This window comes from Amycolatopsis sp. WAC 04197, assembly GCF_003947475.1.
In the GTDB taxonomy this organism is placed as follows: domain Bacteria; phylum Actinomycetota; class Actinomycetes; order Mycobacteriales; family Pseudonocardiaceae; genus Amycolatopsis; species Amycolatopsis japonica.
This window is the reverse complement of record NZ_QHJK01000010.1, coordinates 298,756-321,934: the sequence shown is the minus strand read 5'-3', so window position 1 is coordinate 321,934 and position 23,179 is coordinate 298,756. Positions and strand designations below refer to the sequence as shown.

The 23,179-nt window shown below is 70.1% G+C and carries 13 protein-coding genes; 10 read left to right on the top strand and 3 right to left on the bottom strand.

The features are described from left to right. Positions 1 to 14 precede the first annotated feature (14 nt). The 6 genes from DMC64_RS34010 (at position 15) to DMC64_RS33985 (ending at position 16,800) form a co-directional block, all read left to right on the top strand. Positions 15 to 338, top strand: coding sequence for a hypothetical protein (locus DMC64_RS34010; RefSeq protein WP_125736813.1), 324 nt, complete (start codon positions 15 to 17; stop codon positions 336 to 338). A 14-nt stretch (positions 339 to 352) separates the two neighbouring features. Then, complete coding sequence (locus DMC64_RS34005; protein WP_125736812.1) at positions 353 to 652, top strand: hypothetical protein; 300 nt, start codon at positions 353 to 355, stop codon at positions 650 to 652. 144 nt (positions 653 to 796) lie between these two features. Beyond that, a complete protein-coding gene (locus DMC64_RS34000) occupies positions 797 to 1,174 on the top strand; it encodes a YbaB/EbfC family nucleoid-associated protein (protein WP_233629903.1) in 378 nt (125 codons plus the stop codon). After that, positions 1,171 to 1,497: a hypothetical protein gene (locus DMC64_RS33995; protein ID WP_125736811.1), complete on the top strand. Its 327-nt coding sequence runs from the start codon at positions 1,171 to 1,173 to the stop codon at positions 1,495 to 1,497. Before DMC64_RS34000 ends, DMC64_RS33995 begins: the two co-directional genes overlap by 4 nt. 15 nt (positions 1,498 to 1,512) lie before the next feature. After that, complete coding sequence (locus tag DMC64_RS33990) at positions 1,513 to 16,209, top strand: toxin glutamine deamidase domain-containing protein (protein ID WP_125736810.1); 14,697 nt, start codon at positions 1,513 to 1,515, stop codon at positions 16,207 to 16,209. An 18-nt stretch (positions 16,210 to 16,227) separates the two neighbouring features. After that, positions 16,228 to 16,800, top strand: a complete 573-nt coding sequence (locus DMC64_RS33985; protein ID WP_125736809.1) for a hypothetical protein — start codon at positions 16,228 to 16,230, stop codon at positions 16,798 to 16,800. A 14-nt stretch (positions 16,801 to 16,814) separates the two neighbouring features. On the opposite strand, the gene DMC64_RS33980 is transcribed toward DMC64_RS33985, so the two are convergent. Both DMC64_RS33980 and DMC64_RS33975 read right to left on the bottom strand, forming a co-directional pair. Next, positions 16,815 to 18,068: a sensor histidine kinase KdpD gene (locus tag DMC64_RS33980; protein ID WP_125736808.1), complete on the bottom strand. Its 1,254-nt coding sequence runs from the start codon at positions 18,066 to 18,068 to the stop codon at positions 16,815 to 16,817. Beyond that, complete coding sequence (locus tag DMC64_RS33975; protein WP_199755184.1) at positions 18,065 to 18,730, bottom strand: response regulator transcription factor; 666 nt, start codon at positions 18,728 to 18,730, stop codon at positions 18,065 to 18,067. Before DMC64_RS33975 ends, DMC64_RS33980 begins: the two co-directional genes overlap by 4 nt. Positions 18,731 to 18,889: 159 nt before the next feature. Here DMC64_RS33975 and DMC64_RS33970 point away from each other — a divergent pair, with 159 nt between their 5' ends. The 4 genes from DMC64_RS33970 to DMC64_RS33955 all read left to right on the top strand — a co-directional run bounded on the left by DMC64_RS33970 (position 18,890) and on the right by DMC64_RS33955 (position 22,367). Further along, positions 18,890 to 19,543 (top strand): helix-turn-helix transcriptional regulator, encoded by a 654-nt coding sequence (locus tag DMC64_RS33970; protein ID WP_125736807.1) that lies wholly within the window; start codon positions 18,890 to 18,892, stop codon positions 19,541 to 19,543. Beyond that, complete coding sequence (locus DMC64_RS33965; RefSeq protein ID WP_125736806.1) at positions 19,543 to 21,192, top strand: right-handed parallel beta-helix repeat-containing protein; 1,650 nt, start codon at positions 19,543 to 19,545, stop codon at positions 21,190 to 21,192. The genes DMC64_RS33970 and DMC64_RS33965 overlap by 1 nt, the downstream gene beginning before the upstream one ends. A gap of 9 nt (positions 21,193 to 21,201) precedes the next feature. Further along, on the top strand, positions 21,202 to 21,867 hold the full coding sequence (locus DMC64_RS33960; RefSeq protein ID WP_016336452.1) for a response regulator transcription factor: 666 nt from the start codon (positions 21,202 to 21,204) through the stop codon (positions 21,865 to 21,867). A 107-nt stretch (positions 21,868 to 21,974) separates the two neighbouring features. Continuing rightward, entirely contained in the window at positions 21,975 to 22,367 is a 393-nt protein-coding gene (locus DMC64_RS33955) for a hypothetical protein (RefSeq protein WP_038509490.1), read from the top strand. A gap of 65 nt (positions 22,368 to 22,432) precedes the next feature. Here DMC64_RS33955 and DMC64_RS33950 read toward each other — a convergent pair whose 3' ends face one another. After that, the gene (locus DMC64_RS33950) at positions 22,433 to 23,134 is read right to left on the bottom strand and encodes an IclR family transcriptional regulator (protein WP_007031477.1); all 702 of its coding nucleotides are present in this window, start codon (positions 23,132 to 23,134) and stop codon (positions 22,433 to 22,435) included. Positions 23,135 to 23,179 lie beyond the last annotated feature (45 nt).

The window sequence follows — 23,179 nt, the reverse complement described above, 5'->3', positions numbered from 1 at the left end:
AAAGAGAGGGACGTATGAGCGACGGTCTCGTCGATATTCAATTACCGGTCGTACAGAACCTGATCAACAAGACCGATGACAGCATCCAGCAACAGCTCGCCGCGCATCGCGCGCACGCCGCGCGAGATCTCGACGCCCTCAGCACGGGGCTCGGCGGAGCCGTGAAACAGGCGGGCATCACCGGGAACATGGACCGCGTCGACCTCTTCAACAACCAGGTTCATCCGTTCGCGCAGCAACTCGTCGACACGGGGAACTCGGTCGTCAAGGTTTCGGCCGGAGCCGCGGCCGACGCTACGCAGGCGATGATCGCCAAGGCCATCAACCCGTCCGTTTGACAAGGAGGCTTCCCATGATGGACGACCACTACAAGACCGTGTACCACATCGTCGACGCTGCCGCGAACGACATGAACAAGATGGCCACAAACCTCGTCCAGGCGGCCGATGACGACCTGAGCCAGATGCGCAACGTCGCGGGTTTCGCGTGGAACGGCAGCAACGCCGAGGCGATGGGCATCAAGTACGCGCAGGTCTGCAAGAACACCGGTTCCTACGGGGACGAAGCACACGGCACCGCCGGTGCGTACGGCAACGTCAGGGAAATCGGGCAGACGTGCGAGTCGCACGTCAACAACATCATCGGCATCTGACGACCGAATCGACGGGACCCCGGCGAGCCACGAGCCCGCCGGGGTTCCTTTCGGGACAGGGCTCGTGCTTTGGCCGGAACAGGTCAGGCGTCCCCCGCACACCCGTGTCCACGTGAGACTTGCCCTACGCGCCAAGGAGGAATCGTGGAGCCACCGATGAAACCGGATATGTACGCGGACTACGAACAGCTGGCCGAGGACGTCCGGACCATGCAACGGCGAATGGCAGGCATCCGCGCCACCGCCGAATCCGCCGACGGGTTGATCAGTGCGACCGTCGGTGGCGCGGGTGAACTTCTCGAACTTTCGCTCGATCCGCGTATCTACCGCACGGCCGACTCGGCCGCGCTGGCCAAGGACATCACCGACACCATCCATGAGGCGGTCGAGTCGTCGACCGAACAGGGACTGGCGATCGCGGCGGGATTCCTGCCACCCGGGATGGACGCCGACGCCGCGGATCTCCGGTTCGATCCGGTGCTGCGCCGGCTGGACCGGCCGGAGCGGGGGTACGGCCGGTGAGCGGAGTGGACCGGAATCACGACGGCAAGGTCGACATCTTCTTCGCGCCGACCCGGCAGGAGCTGGCGAACCTGAAGGCCGCGGGCACCGACTTCGAGACCGAGTGGGCGAAATGCCGCAAGGCCATCGAGGACATCACCCCGCTGCTGGGTTTCGGGAAGCTGGGGGAGGCGTTCCAGGACTGCGCGGACAACACCCCCGACCTCATCAAGAGCGCGAACGGGGTCGACGACAACTTCGTCAACTTGGCGGACAACGCGGAGAAGGGCGTCAAGGTCTACGAGAGCGCGCAGACCGAGGCGACCGACCAGCTCGGTTCCTGAACGGGTACGCCGACGATGGCCGATCTGTGGAGCATGACCGTCGCCGCCTGGGAGTGGATGGGCGGCGTCATCGACGACATCTGGCCGCCGGACAACCCGCACGCGGCCGACGACCTCGGGGACGCGTGGGACAAGGCCGCGACGTTGCTGGAGGGTGCGATCACCCGATCGTCGACCGTTCACGACCGGCTGCGTGAGACCTGGCCGGACGCGAACGGTGCCTTCGTCCAGGCGCGTATCAAAGAGGCCAACGACGGTGAGTACGGCGGTGGTGGTTCCGGCCACCGGGATCTCGTCGTGAGCATGCGCAAGATGGCCACGTTCTGCCACAACTACGCGGATCAGATCGAGCGGGTGCGCAACCAGATCTGGTCGGAGATCATCCACGCCAGTGTGGAATTCGCCCTCATGGCCGCGATCCCCGGTGGACAGTGGCTGTTCGCGGGACGAATGGCGATGCGGATCGCCAAGCTGGTGGAGACCGCCAAGTCGATCGCCCAGGCGGCGAACAAATTCGGCAAGATCGGCAAGCTGGTCACGATCGTCGCACGCGAGGCGGCCGACGAGGTCGTCACCAACAGCATCGAGCAGGGCCTGAACATCTGGCAGGGCAACCAGGAAGGGTTCAGCTGGAAGGAAAGCGCCACCAACGCGCTCGGCGGGGCCATCGGCGCCCCGGTCAGCGGCATCGTCGGCGCGCCGGGCAAGGCCATCGGCGCTCTCGCCAGGAAGAACCCGGGCGTCAAGAACGCGCTGGACAGCGGACTCGGCAAACACGCCACCACGGCGGTCAGCTCGGCGAGCACGAACGCGGTGTCCTCGCCGATCTCCAGCCATGCCGCGCAAAGCATCATGGACGGGAACGGGGTTCCGACCGATCTCGCCGGCTATGGACAGGCCATCAAGGACAACTGGCTCACCTCGGCCGCGATCGGGCCGATCCGGGGGAACACGCACCTCGCCGGCGAGCAGGTGATGGACCTCGGCAGGGAGAAACTCGGGCTGCAGAAGCCGTCGCCGGCGATGGACATGGGAACCTCGTCCAGCGGCCCGCCACCGACCGACCCACCGGGTGAGGTGAGAGCGCCGGAGTCGGCCGACGTCGGCGCGGGGAAAGGCACCACCGACACCGCGGTGGGGCAAGGCGAAAGCGGCTTGGCGCCGGGACAGAGTGAGGCCGGGGCCGCGCCTGGTCAGCCTGGTGGTTCCGCCTCGGACCTGGGCGGTACGCCGGGCGCCGACAGCGGAGGTCGCGGCGGCGGTTCCACGAACTCCACTGTGGACGGTTCGGCCGCCGGCCCACGCCAGCACGCCGGGGTGGGGTCGTCGCCAGGCCAGGCGACGATCGGTTCCTCGGTGTCGCAGACGGTGGCCGGTTCGGTGCCGCAGGCGACCGTCGTCGCGGCGCCGGCCGCGACCTCGGTCGCCGCACCCGCCGGCGCGCCGACGGCGACCGTCAGCTCGGCCACGCCGGCTTCGGCGGCCCAGACCACGTCGGTACCGGCGGCGGGCGCCCCGTCGACCGGATCGGCGCAGGTGGCCGCGAACGCGTCGACCCCTGCCGCCGCGACCCAGGCCGCCGCGCAATCCGGTGCGGCACAACCGGCTTCACCGCAACCCGGTTCGACTCAGCAGCAGGGCGCGACACCCGCGAGCCCGAACCAGGGCACCGCCGCGAAGTCCACCAAGGACGAGCCGGAAGCCGACCAGGCCGAAACCGCGCCGGAACCCGACGACGACGGCCCCACGCCGCCCGAATCCGAAACTCGGGAACAAGACGAACAGCAGGAGGAAGCACCCGAGTCCACAGTGGACGATCCGGCCGGAGAAACGGGTGGGCGCCCCGGCCCCGGTAACGAGACCGGGCAGGTACTGGCCGCCGCCGCACCGGCCGCCGCGGCGGCTCAGCAGGCTCAGCGGCCGGACACCACCCAGCCCGCCGAACCGGCCCCGACCCCCGCTCACACGACGATGCGCCGAGCCGCCGAGCCCCGGCGCACGCAGGGCGACCCACCCGCCGAGCCGCCCCGGCGGCCGCCCGGCCCGCCGCCGGGCACCGGCGAATCGCCGGATGTCCCGGACGGCCTGCCGTCGCGACTCGCCGCCGTATGGGACCTGCTACCGCCGGCCGCACGGCAGGCGATCGCCGAGCTCCTGGGCTCGGTCGGCCCGGATGCGCTGGCCGATCAGGTGCATGAGTTCGCGGCGCGCCTTTCGCCGGGCAGGATGGACCGCTCCCTCGGCGAGATCCTCGGCGAGATGAGGGAATCCGCGCTGCAGGAGCTGGGTGGCCGGTTGGCCGCCGAAGCCACCGTGCACCGGTTGTGGGGCGCGGTCCCGGCCGCCAGGGAAGCGATGTCCGAGTTGCTCGGCCGCCTGCACCCGGCGGAAGCCGCAGCCACCCTCGCCCGCCTCGCGTCACTGCTGGCCAGACCACCCGAACTGGCCGAGGCATGGGACGCGTTGTCGCCCTCGGCGCGGGAAGCGGTCGTGGGCCTCGCGGCCAAGATGAATCCGGACAAGCTGGTGAAGCGGCTGACCGATCTCGCCGGGCGGGTGGCCAGAGGGCCGAAGGGGCTTTCACTCGGCGAGCGCGTCTCCGCGATGAGTGCCGACCAGCTCGCCGCGTTCGCCGAACAGGTGAGGGCCGTTGCCGACCGGATCCCGGTCAGGAAGCCGGTCGAAGGCAAGGAGTCGAACGCGGTACCGGCGACTCCGGCCGACCTGGCCAAGACGGACCGGGGCAAGGGCCTTCTGCTCGAGGCCGCGGGGATCCAGGCCAAGCTGGACGAGCTCGCCGCGCTCGGCGTGGACGTCCGCGCCGCGGAGGAGGGCCTGCGGGAAGAGCTGGGCAAGGCGCGACGGGTACTGGACGGCAACACCCAGGTTCCGGTGAGCGCGCTCGATTCCAACTACGAGAACGTCCGCGCGAAGTACGCCGCGGCCGACGTCGCGCTGGCGCTGGCCAACCTGCACGAGTCCCTGCTGGCCGGGATCGGGCTGCCCGGACTGCGGATCACCGGTCTCGAGGTGCCGGTGGACGAAGAGGGACGGGCCGGCACGGACGCCGAGAACAGCGACGGAACCGACATCGACATTCGCGGCGAGCTCGGGGACGGCACCGAAGTCCGCTTCGAGGTCAAGGACCGGACCGCGCTGTTCGACGTCGACCTCGGCCAGACGGCGAGACAACGGGACCTGGCCGGGCCTGACCCGAAGGTCGTCTTGCTCGCCACCAACCGGGTCGATCCGGGGTTCGCGGAGAAAGCCGTGAAGAAGGGTGCCGACCTGGTCATCCAGTACGACGGCTTCCAGGTGTTCACCAAGGTCGCGGCGAAGGGAACGGAGGCTGAGCAGACGCCGCCGACACCACCTCCGCCGCCGGATCGGACACCTCCAGGGAACCGGCAGGAACCGCCGTCTGCCGCGGCGCAACGCTTCTACCATCCGGAGAACCCGAAACGGGAGACCCATCCCAGGCCGGACAGCGACCTCACCGACGCCGAGCTCGCCTCGAGCAGGCACAGTGAGCGCGCGCTGCGGGCGCTGATCGGCAAGTCACGGCTGGCGTGGAACGACCTCCGGTTGCTGCTGCTCGAACACGGTCTGCTGCCCGCCGACTCGCGGCCGCTGCGCCCGCGCGACGTGGAACGCGTCCTGGACGGCGCCCGGGTCCGGACCCGGATCGCACCCGCGCTGCGAGCCGCACTCGACAACGCGATCCAAGAATTCGAGCGGCTGGCTCGTGGCGAAGCACCCACAGTGAATTCGGAATCGTCGCGGAACCGGGCCTGGCAGGTCCGGAAGGAGATCCGCGACGGCACGATGACCCCCGGCAGGCGCGATCGGCTCATCCGGCAGATCTTCGCGGACGATGTGCTCGCCAGGCAGCAAGAGATTCTCGGAGAGGACTTCGGCCGGTACCGGCTCGGCGCCGGTGTCGCGTTCGGCCTCGACGGACGCGGGGAGAACGGCGAGGGACGCTCCCACTACGCGGGGTCGACGGTTCCGGACCTCACGCTCGACCTGCATCCCTCAGGCGATCCGGGATCACCGGTGGTGGTGCAGAGCTACCACCTGAGCGCGGGCACCGAACCGTCCGCTCTGGACGTACATCGGGACGACACCTTCACCCGCGCGCTGTTCGAACCGGAGATCCTGCTCCCCACCACGGGCTCGCCGCAAATGGAAACGCGGCCCGCGCCCGCCGGGCGAGGAGGCCGGTTCTCCTTGGCGCGGATCACCTTCACCGGTCTGCACCTGCGCAAAGGCCTGGCGCTGATCGAGGCGCTGATCGAAGTGAACCGCGCCTGCCGGCCCCAGCAGCGGGCCCTGACGCACGCGCTGGAGCGGTATGCCAGGGCCGCAGCGCGTCTCGATGAACGACTTCCCGACGTCAAATGGCTTGTCCAGCGTGGAATCGAGCTCATGGATGTCGGGAAGGACCAGCTGATCGATGCCGTGGCGGCGGCCTACGGGATGTCACCGGCGATGGTCGCCGCGATGGTGACCGATCCTTCGGTGCGTTCTCGCGTGCCGCGTGAGCTGATGCCCTCGATCCAGGAACTGGACGACTTCTCCGACGTGCTGACCAAGGCGCGAACGCATTACGAGGAACTGCTCAGGCAAACCGAAGACACGGCGAAGGAACTGGAGTTCGCGGAGCAGGAATGGCTGCGGGTCCGGGAGGACGCGCTGGCCGAAGTCGCGCGGATCGGTGACGAAGCGGTCGCGACCGGGCTGCCGGAATGGGCACGCCGCAAGGCCGCCGCCGGATTCGTCGCCGAGCTCCGATCGGTGGCCACCAGGGCGCGGGTCGGGCCGGAGGACGATCCGGCGGTACCGGAGCCGGCGCGCCCGCGCGGCCGGAGCGTGCGGGACTTCGCGGGGATCCGCGCCACGCTCGCCGCGGCGACCCGGGCGGTGGAGGAATCCCGGTACGCGGCGGAAGTCGCCTACCACGCCGCGATGGCCGAGCTGCGGGCGGCGAGGGAAGACGTCCGCCTGCTGACCGACTGGGTGCCGCATCTGCTCGCCGCGGGTGACCGCACCGACGTCGCCGAGGCACTGGGACTGCCGGTGGAAAGCGCGGCCGCGCACCGGCTGCTGCCGGGTGCCGCGCCCGGTCTTTCCCTGGACGGGACCACCGAGGACGTGCAGGCCAGGGTGCGGGCCGAGGTCGCCGCACGGCAGGATCGGCTGGAACGGGCGACCGAGCGTATGCGCCTTGCCGACGCCGCTCGCACCGAGGCGCACGCCGAATACGTCCGGGCGCTGGTCCCGGTGATAGAACAGGCAGCAGGCCGCGGTCTGTCCAATGTGGAGATCGCCAGGATCGTCAAACTGCTCGACAGCGAGGTCGCCGGCATCACCCGGCGGGCGGAGAACCTGCCGGGAAGCCGGAAGCCGGTGGTGGACGCCTACGTGGACGCACGGGGCTGGCTGATCGGAGTGGGGGACCGGGTCGCGGGCCGCGACGCCCTCGCCCCCAGCCTCGGCGCCCAGTTCGCCGCACTCGACCCGGACAGCCCGGAGTACGCGGCGAAAGCCATGGAACTCGGCGTCGACGCCGAACTCGCGCACCGGCTCGGCAAGCCCCGCCCCCTCCACTTCTTCCATGACGTCCACATGCACCCGAAGGGGTACGACGCCGCCAACATCGGCTATGGGGACCTGGTGAACTGGCTGATCGGCCAGGGACTGCCGAACATCCTGGTGGCGTCGCCGATCCCGCAGAGCGGACTCGGCGTGATCGGTGGTTCCAGCGGTTCCTTCTACTACGCCCTCACCAACGTGGTCCGGATGACCACCGTCTTCGGCAAGAAGATGCTCGGCTTGCACGGCCAGCTGTCCGATATGCGGTTCTTCTCCGCGCGCGACCGGATGTCGGAAGAACAGAAGTCACATTGGTTCCCTGGTGTTTCCGGGGCCAGGGTGGACGTTCCCGGGGTCGGCGGTTACCTGATGGCGATGGCGGTGCTGTTCGGCGACGCGGCCCGCTACCTCGCCGAGACCACTTTCGTGAAGGAAATGGTCCAGTCGATGCTGGGGCGGCAGGCGAGCGAGGTGATCAACCCGGAGTGGGTCGACTACTTCGGGAAGCTGATCGCCGCCGCGGAACTCGTCCAAGAGTCGATCCACAAGGGACGGATCGCGCCGGAGTTCTTCGCCGGATACCTTGCCGACGGCTCGCCGATGGCCGAACTGTTCCCGGCGGACGGCGGCCCGAGCGCCCTGACCGAGATGGAGTTCTACGACGCGCTCATCGCGAACGCCGGCGAGATCAAGGCGTTGCTGAAAGCGGCGGGGTTGCGTGCCGAGCTGCGGAGCCTGCCGGACGACGCGCCGGAGATGTACAACCAGAACACCGTCGAACTGCTGGAGACGATCGCCGCCACCGGGCAGGTGCTGATCCTGCACGACGACATGGGCTTGGCCAGGTTGCGTGGCAACGGGACGTACGAGGCCGCCCCGTCGGACGGGCGCAACCTCGGCCCGATGGCCTACCTCCTCCAGCAGGAGAGCCTCGCCGGCGCGAGGGTGATCTGGGCGCATCTCGGTATCGGGCACTGGACCACACTCACCGTCGAGCACATCGAGCGGCTGCAATGGCTGCTGGACACCACGAATACCGCCATGGACATCTCCTGGAACGTCCTCGCGCAGCACGCGAAAGCGGCTCCCGAGGTCCGGGAGGCGTTGATCCGGTTCCTGATCGTGAACCAGGATCGGCTGATCTTCGGTACCGACACGGTGAATCCGCAACCCGGTGCGCACTATGTCCGCCACCGCAACGAAATGGATCCGCTTTTCGTCGAGGCCGCGCGCAGGCCCGGTGGGGAAACGGCGGTCGCGAAGATCCTGCACGGCAACTTCGCCCGGCTGCATGACGAGGCGGGGCAGCGGGTCACGGCGTTCGTGTTCAACGAGATCCTGTCGGGAGCCTGGGACGGGTTCATCGAGTCGTTCGGCCCGCACTGGCAGCGCAAGGTGGACGAATGGGTCGAGGCGAGAATCGCCGAAGGCTGGGTCGCGGATCCCGCCTACCGGCCGCGAGGACCATTGTCCGGGCTGGACCTGACCGACGAGCAACGTGCGAAAGACCAGCCGTGGCTGGCGAATCCGCAATTGCGGACGATGAAACTCTGGTACACCGCCGCCGATCCGAACGGCGAACCGAACGCCAATCCGTGGCGACTGCAGGCGGCCGCGGCCAAGATCTCCGCCGCCGAAACCGCGGCCGGGGTCAAATCCGCCTTCGAGCGGGTGAAGCGCCGCTGGGCCGAACGTGGTGGACTGCGCCCGGTGAGCGGTGCCGACGCGCTGCTCAGCCGTCCGGTCACCACCCAGGCGCTGATGGCGGGCGAACGGATCAGGGCCGCCTTGACCGCGGGGGAGCTCTCGCGCGGGCGGCTGGCCATGACCCCCGGGCGGCTCGCCACGCTGCCGTTGGCGCCCGCCGAACGGGACGCCATGCTCGCGTCGCTGATCGAGAGCGTGGAGAAGACCGAGCGGGAACAGCTCGCGGCGCTCCAGGGCATCTCCCGGCTGCGGTCGACCTGGCTCGCACGCGATCTGAAGGGTTGGGCGGTGGCGGGCGCCGCCGCGGCGACGGTGCTCGGGATCGGCGCGACGATGGGCGTTCCCTTCGCGCTGTCGGCTGGGGTGAGCATCGTGGCGGGCAACGCGGCCTTCGTCGTCCGCGGGATGCTCAACATCGCGAAGACCGGGCACGCGCAGAGCAACCGGGTGAGCCTGGAAGGAATGCTCGAACGGGGCAGGCTCGATCAGCGATCGGCCGAGGCGCTCGCCAGGATGATCCGCGACTATCTGGAGTACGACGTCAACCCTCGCGGCTTGTTCGACGCCCTCCTGGAGAAGGTGCGGGACGACGTCGAGGCGCGGACCCGGCAGTTCCTGATCGACCTCCAGGCCATCATCCACACCCCGCTGGCGGTCGGGGAACGCCCCTCTCAGCGGCAGGAAGACGTGAGTCTCGAGGTCTCCCGGTACCTCAACGAGGTCGGCAGGCAATACGGCGCGGCACCTGAGTCGATCAACAAGATGAACCCGCACGCGGGCAGGCTGGGCAAGCTGATGGCCGGGGGTCTCGCCGCCACCTTCCTGGTCAATCTGCCGGTGCACGTCGCGCAGGCGGCCAGTCTGAGCGGGCTGGCGGCCGGGGTCGCGGGGGCCTACGCGGTCGCGGACGGGCTGTTCCTCTTCACCGCGCTGTCCAACGTCATCGGCGGGATCGCCGGTTACGACAACGCGCTCCGGCCGCTGTACCGCAGACTGCAGAACGCCGTCGCTTTCCCGATGCTGACCGTGGCCAACGGCATGCTGGTCGCACTCGAAGTGAGTCAGGGGGAATGGTTGAAGGCGATCGCCGCGACGACCCTGACCGGTGCGACCTTCTACATCTCCAAACTCGGTGCCGAGCTGGAGCTCAGGCTCGGTCGCCAGGCCGCCCGCAAGGGCCCGGCGACCCTCTACGTCACCGCGTCCTCACTGGTCGGGCTGGGCATCATGGGACTGTCTGCGGCGCCGCTGGCCGCCGCCGCGGGCACCGCGCTCGCCGTGTCCGGCCCGGTGATCCACGCCGTGCGAGCCGCCTGGAACCGGGTGTACGGCGTGTACTTGGCGCGGACTCCCTCGGGAATCGTGTACACGTCGAACGTCCCGGTGCTCGGTATCGGCGCGGCCGTCGACCTGAGCCTGCCGCGCACGCCACCGGGGCCGAAGCTCATCGAGCCTGCCAGTGATCCCGAGAACGATCCCGACGATCCAGATACGCCGGATGACGATCCCGGCGGAACGCCGTCGCCCGGGCCGACGCCACCGACGCCTCCGCGTCCGGCAGGTCCTTCGAACCAGCCGGACTCCGGGACGAATCCGCCGCAGCCGCACGGGACGACTGCGCCGCGTACCGGACCCGTAGGCATCCCGGCCTCGAATTCCTTGCCCTCACAGGAGAATCCCGATCCCGTCGGGGTGAACGCCGACGCGCGGCATGCGTTGGGGCGCGCCGTGCCCGACGCCGGCATGCGGGCGGTCGAGCGCCCGCCGGGCGGCAGCCGCTACGTGGTCACCGGCCCGGTCGGGAACACGTTCGACGTCGCGGTGCGGGCGGGGACGCCCAGTACCGGCCTGGTCGCCGAGTACAGCGTGGACACCGCACAGAACTCGCTGGAGATCGTGATCTCCGAGTTCGCCACCGAAGACGCGACGCGGGCCGCGGTCGCGACGGCGCTGGGTGCGGCGGCGGCCGAGCTGTCCGGGACGCCGCACGGAGAGGACTTCCTCAGCGCCCACGCCGATCCCGCCGCTGACCCGTTGCTGAGCCCGGCCGATCACGGACGGGCCGCGCGGTTGCTGGCGTTCGGCAATGCCCTGGCGGGCAATCCGTTGCCGCTTCGACGATCCGGGCTGAGCACGGCGCTACGGGCGTTGATCGCGGACATGGGTTTGCGGCCGAACGACCCCGGCGCCGCGCGGCGGCTGGCCGCGCTGCCGGACGAGCGGATGCGCGAGGTGGTGCGCCGGTACGCACCGGCACCCGATGGCTACGCGAGCAGGCTCGACTACGCGATGACCCGGTTGCTCGCGGGCAGCACGTCGTCGGTCGCGTTCGGTGGTGCCATCGTGGCCACCGCGCCGGTGGTCGCGGCCGCGATGATCAGCGGCGCGGCCGCTCGTTCGCTGGCCGCCGGCCTCTACGACCGGTCGGTCGTGGCCCGTGAGGTCAACGCGGAGAACGCGGCGAAAGCACCCGTCGAGCGGGCGGTCGCCGAGCGGGCCGCGGCCAGGCGGGAGGCCCTCTTCCGGCCGCTCTTCGACCGCTGGACCGCGATTTCCGGCAGGCTGCGGAGCGGCACATCGATGCCGGAGACCCTTGCCACGCCACGACCGGAAGCTCAGGAAGCCGAGTACGTCGGGCTGACGCCGTACGCGGTGCGCCGGGCGGCCGGGGTCTCCGCCGGATCGCTCGGGACGCTCGCGATGGCGTCGGTCGGCATGCAGCCGATGATGGCCGGCGCGCTGCTCGCGACGCTCTGGGCACCCGCCGTGTTCGGGTCGTTCGCCGAGGCTTTCCGGGGGCGGCACCGCCAGGACGAGCGGGTGGCACGGGCCTCGGAGCGGCTCGACGCGGCCGATCAGGCGACCGCGGACAACGAACGGGAGCTGGCCGAATTCGGTCACGCCTTCCTCGATCTGATCGAGGCGAGGCTGACGGAAACCCCTGGGCTCGCGCCCGAACCGGGGAAACCGAACGGAACCGGCCACCGGGCGAGCCCGCTGGCGACCTTCAGCGGGGTGGGCAACGACTCGGCGCTCCCGCCGATCGGTTACCGCCTCCCGGACCGGAATCTGCCGGACTCGTCCGACCCGACCTGGCTGTCCGCGATGTTCACCGGTTACCTGGAATACCTCGGACTGGGGGTGCTCCAGGCGATCGTCGGCACTATCGCCGGCGGGGTGACCGGGCACAGCGCGTACCGGGCCGCTCAGGAGGCGGAGCACACCCGTAGGCTGCACGACCTGCTGGCGCAGGTGGACGAGCACAGCGGGCTGCGCACGCGGGTGTTGCGCGCGGTGCTGAACCGGCTCGCCGAAACCGCGCCACAGGAGGAAGACCGCGACCGGCTTCGCCGCTTCTTGGCCGAGCACGGCCTGTCCGCCCCCGGGCCGGAGCCGGAGATCGAGCCCGAAGGGGACCGGCCGCCGTGGCTCGCGTCGAAATCCTGGCTGACCGCCGACATGGTGATCGCCTCCGCCTCCCTCGGCGCGACCACCGCGGGCTTCACGCTGTTCGGTATCGGCGGCCTCGGCCCGTACGCGGTGGCCGCGGCGGCCGAAACACTGATCCCGTTGTTCCATCGATCCTTGACCCAACGGGAATTCGCCGCCGAGGACGCGGCCGCCGAGCCTGCCGCCGAGCTGCGGAAGGCCGAGGCGCGGGCCAGGGCCGACGCGCTCGAGCGGTACCTGTTCCGGCTGCTGGACCGTGGTCTGGCCGGGGTCCCGGAGCAGCCCGGCGGACAGCGGCAGTGGTGGGATCCGAGGCAGATCGCCGGTCTGATGAAGAAGATGGCGCCCGCCGCACCCCCTGCCGAAGCCGCTCCGTCTTCGATGCCGGGACGGCTCAAGGCCGCCGCCGAGGCGTCCTATCTGCGCCTGCTCGAACATCCGGGTGAACTCACCACGCTGCCGGACCGGCTGGTCGCTCTGGAGGCCGTCATCGCCGCCGCGGACCGGGTGACCAGGGGTGCGGATTGGGCGGCCACGACCGGGCAGACCCGCCCGGAAGTGCTGGCGCGCAACGAACTCGTCGAGGCGATCCAGCAGTACAACGAACTCGCGGAGAACCCGCTGCGACTCGACGACGCCTTCGACGGGGTGCATCGGGGAAACGGCACGCCGCAGCAGGTGCGTCAGCTGTTTCCCGACCTGTCGGACGCGGTCGGCGGTGAACCCGGCGAGGTGGTGCCCTGCCAGGTGGCGGCCGTGCTCACCGATCGGCATCTCGCCGATCGGGCGGCGGGCAGGCCGCCGGGACGGGCGATCCCGCCGCGCACGCTGGCCGGGCTGACCGGTCGGGAGGGCTGGGCGGACCGGGTCGCCATGGCGGCCAGGGTCGCCGGGGCGCGATTCGTCCCGATGGCGTCGGCCAACGACGTGGCGCAACGGTTGCGTGTTCTCGGCCCGGGTGCCCGCGCGATCGTGCACGGCGAGCGCGCGGGTGGCACGCATCTGTTCAACGTGGCCAATCTGGACGGCGAGGTCTACTTCATCGACGGTCAGATCACCCTGTTCGCCGACCTGGCGGGCTACCGCGACGGATTCCGGGTGCTCATCACCGAGGACAACGGTGAGGAGGCTCGCCGGTGGGCGGGCCGTCCGGTGCCTTTCCTACTGCGCAACGCCTACGCGCAGGCGATCGCTTCGGCCCGCGAACAGTTCGCCCGGTTGCACAAGGATCCCGCCGCGCCGAGAGGTATCGACGACGTGATCAACCCGGAGCCGTCCGGGCAGGACGGTCCGGCGGGATCCGGCGCCGCGGTGCCCGCGCCGCACCCGGCGACCGGCGCCCCGCCCGCGCGCCGCACCACCTCGGGTGGCCGCCGCTGGAAGGTGTATCGCGACGTCGCGGCGATGACCCGCGGGATGATTCCGCCCAGCGTCGAGCCGGGATGGCACCGGCACACCCGCGGGATCGTGGCGGCGGCGACGAACATCGTGAACGGCCCGCCACGGCCTGCGGCCGGCCTGCTGCGCTGGACGTCGTTGATCGAGACGGCGTACGGCATGTTGTACAACGCACGGCAGATCTCGGCCGGGGCGACCTATGATGCCGAGCTCGTGCGGTGGGCGCAGGAACATCCGGAGGCACTGAAGTACTTCCGGATGCCCGAGCTCTCGCCGCTGGCACGGACGAGCGAGGTCAACGCACTGCCGTCGATCCACGCGGGCGTGGTGACCCCGGCCGAACAGGCGTGGCAGATCGAACAGCATCACCCGCTGCTGCGCCGGGTCAACCCGAACTTCAACGCTCCCGACGCCTATGCGGAAGGCTGGCGTACCAACGGTCCGCAGGCCGTCGTCGGCTATTTCCGCGGCATGCTCGGCCAAGAGATGAATGTCGAACCGGTCCGGCCCGAGGACGTGTGGCGGGTGGACGGCGCGGCGTATGTCGCCGAGCGGCTCCACGGAGTCTGGGAGGCACACGAAAGCTACGACAGCGTCATCGACGAGATCCACGGCGCGTGGTGGGCGGCGGCGAGTCCTTCCCCGCTGCCGCCGACCGCCGCGCTGCGTCTGACCTACGCCCATCCCCGGTCCGGGGAGATCGTGGAGAAGTGGGGACTGGTGCGGTGGACCGACGGCGGGGTCGTGTTCCTGTCCCCGGTGCCGGGAACCTTGATGCTGTTGCCGGCACATCCACTCTCGATTTCCCTGCTGCCGATCACCTACGGCGAGGCGGGGAAGCACAATCTGCCGGAACGCCCTGGCCGCCCGGTCGAGCCACAGCCGGTGCTCGAAGCGCCCGTTCGCCCCGCCGATCCCGGCCAGGTCGCGGGGGCGCTGGGCGAAGCGGACACCGGGCGGTTGGCCTTGCCGGGGCTGGTCATCGACGGCGTCGATGCCGACCGGCCCACCCTCCTGCACGGCTCGCTGGCCGACGGGACGGCGGTCCGGATCGACGTGCTGAACGCCGGCCCGGCGGACGTTCGGGACTTCGATGTCCTGTCCGGCCGGATCATCAGGGACCGGGCGGTGGCCGCGCCCGGCACGAAACTCGTGTACCTGTTCGCAGAGGGGCTCACTTCGCAACTGGCCGAGGGGCTGGTCGGGATCGGTGCGGACGTTGTGCTGCGTCAGGTGGGTTTCGCGGACTTCGAAGTGGCCGCGGCCAGGAACCCCGGTCCGGCCGCCGATCTGTTCAGCCGCCGGGCGGCGCGAAGCAACCGGGACATCGTCGACAGCGGCGACGGTTTGCCTCGTACTCAGGAGACCGTCGCCCGCACGGCCGAAGCCGCCGGGATCGACCTGACCGGCGTCCATGTCCGGCTGGTCGAGTCACCCGAGGTGATCGAATACCTCGACGAGGTGGGGGCCTGTGCGTCCACCCCGCCGGAGTTTGCGGGCAAGACCATTTGGCTGGGCCCGGCCGGTTTCGCCGACGTCGAGACCCTGGTGGCGGTGCTCGCACACGAAATGACGCATGTGCGCCAGCTTCGAGCCGGGATCACGCCGACCGAGCAGACGCTTGAGCGTCTCGAACAAGAGGCGGAAGCCGCTGAAAGGCCCGCCCTGGAAAGGTTCCGGAATCATGACGACCACGATGTTCGAGGTGGAGAAGACCTTCGACCTGCCGGGCCGGGACGGGATCCTGGTGGTCGGCCGGTTGCGCGAAGGCACGCTGGAGAGCGGTTCGAACCTCCGGCACCGGACGACGGGCGGGCGGATCCGGATCCTCGGCCTGGAATTCGCCGGCCCGAACCAGCGGGGGACCGACCGGCGGACGATCCGGATCGACCGGCGGGACGCGGAGCAGCTCACCCCGGGCTCGATCCTGTCGGGTCTGCCCCCGACTTCCTGAACCTGCCGCCGACGACCTTTCACGCGCTCCCGCCCCGTACCGACGAGGTGATCGATCAGGAGCCGGAACCGGAGCCCGCCGAACCCGAGGCCGACTGGATCCCGATCGAGGACGTTCCCGGGCCACAGCACCGGGACGAGCCGTTGCCGTCGTCGGAACTGCGGGCGTCCTTCCGGGGAGAGGACGATCCGAACGATCCCGACCGGGCGTTCGCACCCGACGTCGTCGAGTACTTTTCACCCGAGCGCAGGGAGGAACACCGGGTCTTCGTGCGGGACGGCAGGCTCTATTGGGCGCGGGACGGCTCTCCGCTGAACACGCCCGCCGTCACGGGGCCGTTCGACAAGTCGATCTTCGCCATGGATCCGGAAGGGAACCTGTACGTGTCGCTGACCTGCGTCTCGGGACGGCTGCACCATTCCAGCCTCCTCGCCGGGGCGCCGGTCGCCGTGGCGGGCCATATCGAAGTGGTGAACGGGAGGCTGACCAAGCTGACCCGCGAAAGCGGGCACTATCAGCCGGAGAAAGAGCAGCTGGCGACCGGGCTGGACATCCTCGCCGAGCAAGGCGTGGACGTCTCCCAGGTGGACACCGGTCTCCAGTTCTAGCAGGAAGGAAACAGGCAAGTGCGGTTCCCGTGGCGCGGATACGTCAACCAGCTCACCCACGCGGCAGACCTGCGGCACCGGGTGGACGACGAGTTCGTCGGGCGGGTCGCGGACGAGCTGATCCGGCAACGGTTCTTCACGCTCCCCGTCGCGGACTACCACCGAGCGGTCACGGCGGCCCTCGGCTCAGGGGAGCGGATAGCCGGTGAACAGGACGACGAAGACGTCACCCGCGATTTCCTCGCTCGGCTGGTGCGGGCCCTCGACGACCGCGGACCGTGGCCCGAACCGCCTTACTCGACCAGCGGCACCAGCGAATGGACCGCCTTGAGGGAGGCCCCCGTGGTCGCGCGCGTCCCCCTGACCGACCGGCAGATCGAAGCCTCGCTGAACCGCGTTTTCGCCGAGGAGCCGCCGGGTGTCGGCGACGTGCGGATCCTGATCCTGCGACTGGGCACCGGGCAACAGCTCGCGTTGCGCGCTTCGCGTCCCTTCGCCGAGCCCGGTGTCGACCTGATGACCTACGACGACCCTGTGTCCACTGTGGCCGCGTTCGGGGAGCTGACCGGTATCGAGGCGGAACTCGGCTAGGACACGTTCCCTCCTCAGTTCGCGCTGACCGGGAACCGCAGTTCGAAGATCGCGCCGCCCTCGTCGGCGTTGTACACCGCGAGCGTGCCGCCGTGCGCCTGCGCGACCCACCGCACGATCGACAGCCCGAGCCCGGAAGACCCGCCGGTGCTGGCGAACCGGTCGAAGGCGTCGCCCGCCATGGTCGTGTCGATCCCCGGGCCGTGGTCGGCGACGGTCACGGTGCCGCCGGCGACGGTCAGGTGCACGAACGCCTTCGCGCCCGGGTGGCGGCCGTAGCGCATGGCGTTGTCGAGAAGGTTGCCGATCGCCCGTTGCAGCAGCGCGGGATCGGCGTTGACCTTCGTGGGCGCGGCGGTGACGGTGACTTCGGCGCCGTCCGTCGCGGTGTCCTCGACGATGCCCACCACCAGCTGATCGAGCCAGATCGGCTGGATGCTCAGCTGTTCCACGCCCGCGGCCAGCCGGGCGCGGACGAGCAGGTCGTCGATGATCCCGCCCATACGCGCGGCGAGCCGGACGGTGCGCGGCAGGAGTTCCGCGGACTGCGCGGGGTTGGCCATCGCGGTTTCGGCGAGCGCGCGCAGGGCGGCGACCGGGGTGCGGAGGTCGTGCGCGGTTTCGGCGAGCAGGACCTCCTGCTGCTGCAGGGCCGCCGCCGCGGGGCGGATCGAGCGGCCGGACAGCAGGTGGCCCGCGAAGCCGAGGATCGCGACCAGCAGCACGGTGCCACCGATCACCAGCAGCGTGAACCGAGTGTGCGCGGAGTCCTCGGCCTCGGTGGACTGCACCGCGACGACGGCCGCGAACGTCTTGCCGTCGCCGTCGCGCAGCGGTTCGGCGCGGACCTTGACCATGGCGCCGTCGGACGCCTTTTGGTGTCCCTGCACGAGCTTGCCGGTCTTCACCGCCTCGGTCGCCAGGGCGTTCAGCAGCTGCGTGCCCATCGGGACGCAGTTCGCCCGGGAGAAATGCGGCTGGAACGCGGGCGCCCCGCCGGACAGGATCGCGAACTGGGGGCAGCGGTCGTTCAGCACGTCGGTGTTGACCAGACCGAAGCCGACGGTGCCGTCGAACTCGACCAGCCTGCTGACCGAAGACGTGACCTGGGTCAGCGCGGCGTCGATCCGTTCGTCGCCCTGGTCGCCGTCCTCGCCGATGAGCAGCCACGCGAAGACGACCAGCCCCAGCGTGTTCATCACGGTGAACAACGCCGTCAGCGTCCAGCGCAGCCTGCGCAGCCGGTCGGCCGAGGAGTGGGTGTTCACCGGGCGCCCAGCCGGTAGCCGAGGCCGCGGACGGCGTGGATCAGCTCGGGTTCCTTCAGCTTGCGGCGCAACCGCTTCACCACCACATCGACCACATTGGACATCGGATCGGCCTGCGCGTCCCAGCAGTGCTCGATCAGATCGGCCCGCTGCACGGGCAGGCCCGCCCTGGTCAGCAGGTATTCGAGCACCGCGTACTCCTTGTTGGTCAAGGTGAGCAGCACACCCGCGCGCCGCACCTCACGCCGCGCGCAGTCCATCACCAGATCTTCGTGCTGCAGCACCGATGGCCGGTCGAACGCCGACCGGTGGCACAGATTCGCCACCCGCTCGGTCAGCTCGGCCATCACGAAAGGCTTCACGAGGTAGTCGTCGCCGCCGTGCTCGAAACCCGCCACCCGGTCGGCGAGCGCGTCGCGCGCGGTGAGGAACAGCACCGGTGCCCGCCAGCCCAGCTGCCGGCGCATGTGCACGTAGTCGATGGCGTCGCCGTCCGGCAGCATCCGGTCCAGCACCACGCAGTCGTGGTGCGTTCCGCGCAGCAGCCGGTCCGCGGTCGCGATGTCGCCCGCCTCGTCGACGACGAAGCCGGCCGCGCGCAGCTGCGTGACCAGTGCGAGCCGCAGATTCCCGTCGTCTTCGACGACCATCACCCGTGTCATCAAAACCTCATGTTCGGACAGCGAAAGTAGACGCGTGCAGTTCCCGGTGCCCCTGAACGCTAACGCGTCGGGTGCCCGTGACCGCCCCGGTGGCGGGGAACTGGCATGAACAGGACGTCGTCGGCGGCACCGCGCCGGGGGAAGAGGGAGGTACCTGCGATGACCGTGCAGACCGGCCAGCTCAGTCTGGTCACGGGAGCGGGCCCGGGCGGCGACCGGGCGGGGCTCGGCGAACTGCTCGCGGAAGCGACCGGCGAGGTGCTCGTCATGAGCACGGGAACGGACACCGCGTTCCAGCGGATCGCGCTCGCGAACGTACGCCCCGGCGTCCGGCACAAGGTGCTCTTCCCCGACTCCGCCCGGATGTCCGGCGCGCTGAACCGGATGTCGCGGGCGGGCGCCGAGGTGCGGACCGACGCCGAGGTCCCGATGGACGCGCTGGTGATCGACCGGACCTCGGTCGTCCTCCCGGCGGAAGGAAGGCAGGCCGGTTCCGCGGTGTTCCGGCTGCCCGGTGTGGTCACCGCGACGGTCGGGCTGTTCGAGCGGATCTGGCAGGCCGCCGCCCCGCTCGTCCCGCTGGATCTCCCGGAATCCGAGAACGCTTCGATCCTGACCTGCCGCGAACAGGAACTGCTGACGCTGCTCTTCTCCGGCACGACCGACGAATCCGCCGCCGCGCGGCTCGGCGTCTCGGTGCGGACGGTGCGCCGGATGGTCGCCGACATCATGAACCGGCTCGGTGCCCGCAGCCGGTTCCAGGCCGGCGCCAAGGCCGTCGACCGCGGCTGGCTGATGGCGAAGGCGGGCTGATGACCACCTCGACCTCCGGCCGCGTCCTGCTGGTGGCCCAGCGGCCAGGCGCGTACCCGACCATCGGCGACGCGCTGGTGGACGCGTCCGACGGCGCCGTCATCACCATCGCGGGCGGCGAATACGCCGAGACCGTCGAACTCGCCGGTCTCCGGGTGACCCTGGCCGCGGCGGACGGCGCCACCGTCGTCGTCGACGGCCGAGGGGCCGACCGGCCGGTTTTCCGCACCACAGGAGGAGCTCTCGCGCTCGACGGGATCGAAGTCCTGGCGGGCGGCGCGTCCGCGATCCAGGCCGACGACACGGAACTGGCCGTCCGGAACTGCACCGTCTCCGGCGGCCGCGGTCCGGCGATCGCGATCCGCGGCACGACGGCGTTCGCCGTGAGCGGTTGCGTGATTTCGGCGGCGGAGCAGGGGATCCTCGTCGACGGTTCGCCGGGGAGGATCGAGGACACCACCGTCGAAGACGTGCTGGGGGACGGGATCACCGTCGGGCAGGGCGCGGATCCGGTCGTCACCGGATGCACGGTGACCGGCTGCGGGCTGAGGGGCGTCTACGTCTACCAATACGCCCGGCCGGTCGTCGAAGGCTGCACCGTCTCGCACACCGGTCACGAAGGCATCGCCGTGGCGCACCACGGGGTGCCGGTGATCAAACGGTGCACGGTCACCGACACCCGGGGCCCGGGGATCTCGTTCGCGTCCGGTTGCGGTGGCGAGATCTCCGCTTGCCGGGTCTCGAACACGGCGGAACCGGGGATCGCCATCGCCGAAGGGGCGACGCCGACGGTCGGGGAGATCGCGGAGCCCGGCGCGGTGGGGGACGACGCCCTGGAGGAGATGCTCGCCGAACTCGACTCGATGATCGGCCTTCCCGGGGTGAAGGAAGAAGTCCGGTCGCTGGTCGACGAGTTGCAGGTCAACGAATGGCGCCGCCGGGCCGGGCTGCCGGTCGGGGCGGCCGGGCACCATCTGATCTTCGCGGGCGCGCCCGGCACGGGGAAGACGACGGTCGCGCGGATCTACGGCAAACTGCTGAAGGCGCTGGGAGTCCTGCCGGTCGGCCAGTTCCGCGAGGTGTCGCGCCGGGATCTCGTCGGGCAGTACATCGGGCACACCGCGGAAAAGACCGCGACGGTCTTCGAGGAGGCCAAAGGCGGGGTCCTGTTCATCGACGAGGCGTACACGCTCACCCGGCTCGCCGGTTCCGGCGGCGATTTCGGCCAGGAGGCGATCGACACCCTGGTGCCGTTGATGGAGGAACATCGCGACGAGGTGGCGGTGATCGTGGCCGGCTACACCGGCGAGATGGTCGATTTCCTCGCCGCCAACCCCGGTCTCGCGTCGCGCTTCGGCAAGACGATCGAGTTCGAGAACTACAGCCCCGACGAACTGCTCGCCATCTTCGGGCGGATGGCGTCGGCCGGGGACTACGAACTCGATCCCGCCGCGGGCCCGGTGCTGACCGGCCATTTCCGGCGCGTTTCCGGCGACGTCAACTTCGGCAACGCGCGGGACGCGCGCCTCTTGTTCGAGAAGGCGCGCACGGCTCAGTCGCAACGTTTGCGGCTGCTGGGCCGGATGCCCGCGATCGAAGAACTGCGCGGGTTGCACGTGGCCGACGTGGAGGCCGCGATCACGCGATAACGTTCGGGTGTGCGGGTGCTGGTGACCGAGGACGACGAGAACTTGCGGGTGGCGCTGGAATTCGCGCTGCGCGGCGACGGCTTCGCGGTGGACACCGCCGCCGATCTGCCGGGCGCGGACGAAGCGTTGATGGTGAACGCCTACGACTGCGCGGTGTTCGACCGGATGCTGCCTTCGGGTGACGCACTGGCCTACGTCCGCAACCGGCGCAGCGCCGGCTGGCCGATGCCGGTGCTGTTCCTGACCGCCCGCGACAGCGTCGCCGACCGGATCGACGGTTTACGCGTCGGCGGCGGCGATTACCTGGTCAAGCCGTTCGCGATGCCGGAACTGATCGCGCGGGTGCGCAGCCTGTGCCGCCGCGACATGGCCGGGCAGGCGGTGATCCTGCGTTGCGCCGACGTCGAACTCGACACCGGCAGGCACCAGATCTCGCGGGCGGGCGTGCTGCTCACCGTGACCCGCAAGGAGTATCTCGTCATGGAGCGGCTGATGGCCGCGACCGGGCGGCCGGTCTCGCGGCGGGAACTGATCCGGTACGCGTGGGACGAGATGGCCGATCCGGCGTCCAACGTGCTGGACGTCGTCATCGCGCGCCTGCGGCGGAAGCTCAAGGACCCGCCGCTGATCCACACGGTGCGAGGGTCCGGTTACCGCATGGCGCCGCTTCAGTAGGCCGCAGCCGCTGGAACCCCGCCCGAATGAGACCGTCGACACCCCGCGTGCCCCGGATGTGCCATGCTCGACAGCGCACGAGGCGGCGAAACCGAGAGGTGACGAGGGTGTCCATCTGGGCAGGCGTGATCAATTTCGTCCGGGCGCGGTACGAGGTGCTCGAAGAGCGGGACGGCTGGCTCCGGTTCCGCGTCGACACCGGCGACGGCCGCGGCCAGCAGGTGTCCTTGCACCACTTGCCCGACCACGACGGCGCGGAGTGGGTGGAGATCTCGTCTCCGGTCGGCTGGGCCGACAAGATCGACCTGCGGCGCCTGCTCGAACTGGCGGGCGGTGATTCGGTCGGCGGCGCGGCGGTGGTCGACGGTGTCGCGCTGCTCAAGCACACGATCCCGCTGGTCGACCTGAATCTGGTCAACGAATTCGAACATCCGCTGAAGTCCCTCGTCACGCGTGCCGACACCCTCGAACACGAGCTGACCAAGGCCGACGAGTTCTGATAGGACCCTTCGGAAGTACGTGAAGGCCCCCTGCGCCGCAGGGGGCCTTCACTCGTTTCGAGGGGTCAGAGGCGCTCCTGCAGCGCGTCCGCGGCGGCGAGGAGGTCCGCGGCCCAGCGCGCCCCCGGCTTACGCCCTATCCGTTCGATGGGCCCGGAAACCGACACCGCGGCGACGACGGTGCCCGTCGAATCCCGTACCGGCGCCGAGACACTCGCCACACCCGGTTCCCGTTCGGCCACGCTCTGGGCCCAGCCACGACGGCGGACTTCGAGCAGGGTGCGCTCCCCGTACACCGCCTCGGTGAGGATCGTGCGCTGGGTGTGCGGATCCGACCACGCGGCGAGTACCTTCGCGCCGGAGCCCGCGGTCATCGGCAGCCGTGAACCGATCGGCACCGTGTCACGCAGCCCGCTCGGCGGTTCCGCCGTCGAAACGCAGACGCGCTGGACGCCGTCGCGGCGGTACAGCTGAACGCTTTCGCCGGTGATGTCGCGCAGTTTCGGCAGCACCGAACTCGCCGCGTCGAGCAGCGGGTCGGTCGAACCGCCCGCCAGTTCCGCGAGTGCGGTACCCGGGCGCCAGCGGCCGTCGGGGCCGCGCCGCAACAGGCGATGCACTTCGAGGCCGACCGCGAGCCGATGCGCCGTCGCGCGCGGCAAACCGGTCCGCGTGCACAGTTCCGCCAGGCCACAAGGATCTTCGGCCACGGCCTGAAGCACGGCCACGGCCTTGTCGAGTACTCCGATACCGCTATGCTGTCCCACAAGCCGATACTATCTTCCCGAAGTTTGAGATGTCCAGATGGTGGG

What these genes read in the sequence shown, in the direction of transcription:
- DMC64_RS33965 (WP_125736806.1), top strand. Translation starts at nt 19,543, where the DNA reads ATGACCACCTCGACCTCCGGCCGCGTCCTGCTGGTGGCCCAGCGGCCA.
- DMC64_RS34005 (WP_125736812.1), top strand. Translation starts at nt 353, where the DNA reads ATGATGGACGACCACTACAAGACCGTGTACCACATCGTCGACGCTGCC.
- DMC64_RS33990 (WP_125736810.1), top strand. Translation starts at nt 1,513, where the DNA reads ATGGCCGATCTGTGGAGCATGACCGTCGCCGCCTGGGAGTGGATGGGC.
- DMC64_RS33970 (WP_125736807.1), top strand. Translation starts at nt 18,890, where the DNA reads ATGACCGTGCAGACCGGCCAGCTCAGTCTGGTCACGGGAGCGGGCCCG.
- DMC64_RS34010 (WP_125736813.1), top strand. Translation starts at nt 15, where the DNA reads ATGAGCGACGGTCTCGTCGATATTCAATTACCGGTCGTACAGAACCTG.
- DMC64_RS33975 (WP_199755184.1), bottom strand. Translation starts at nt 18,730, where the DNA reads ATGACACGGGTGATGGTCGTCGAAGACGACGGGAATCTGCGGCTCGCA.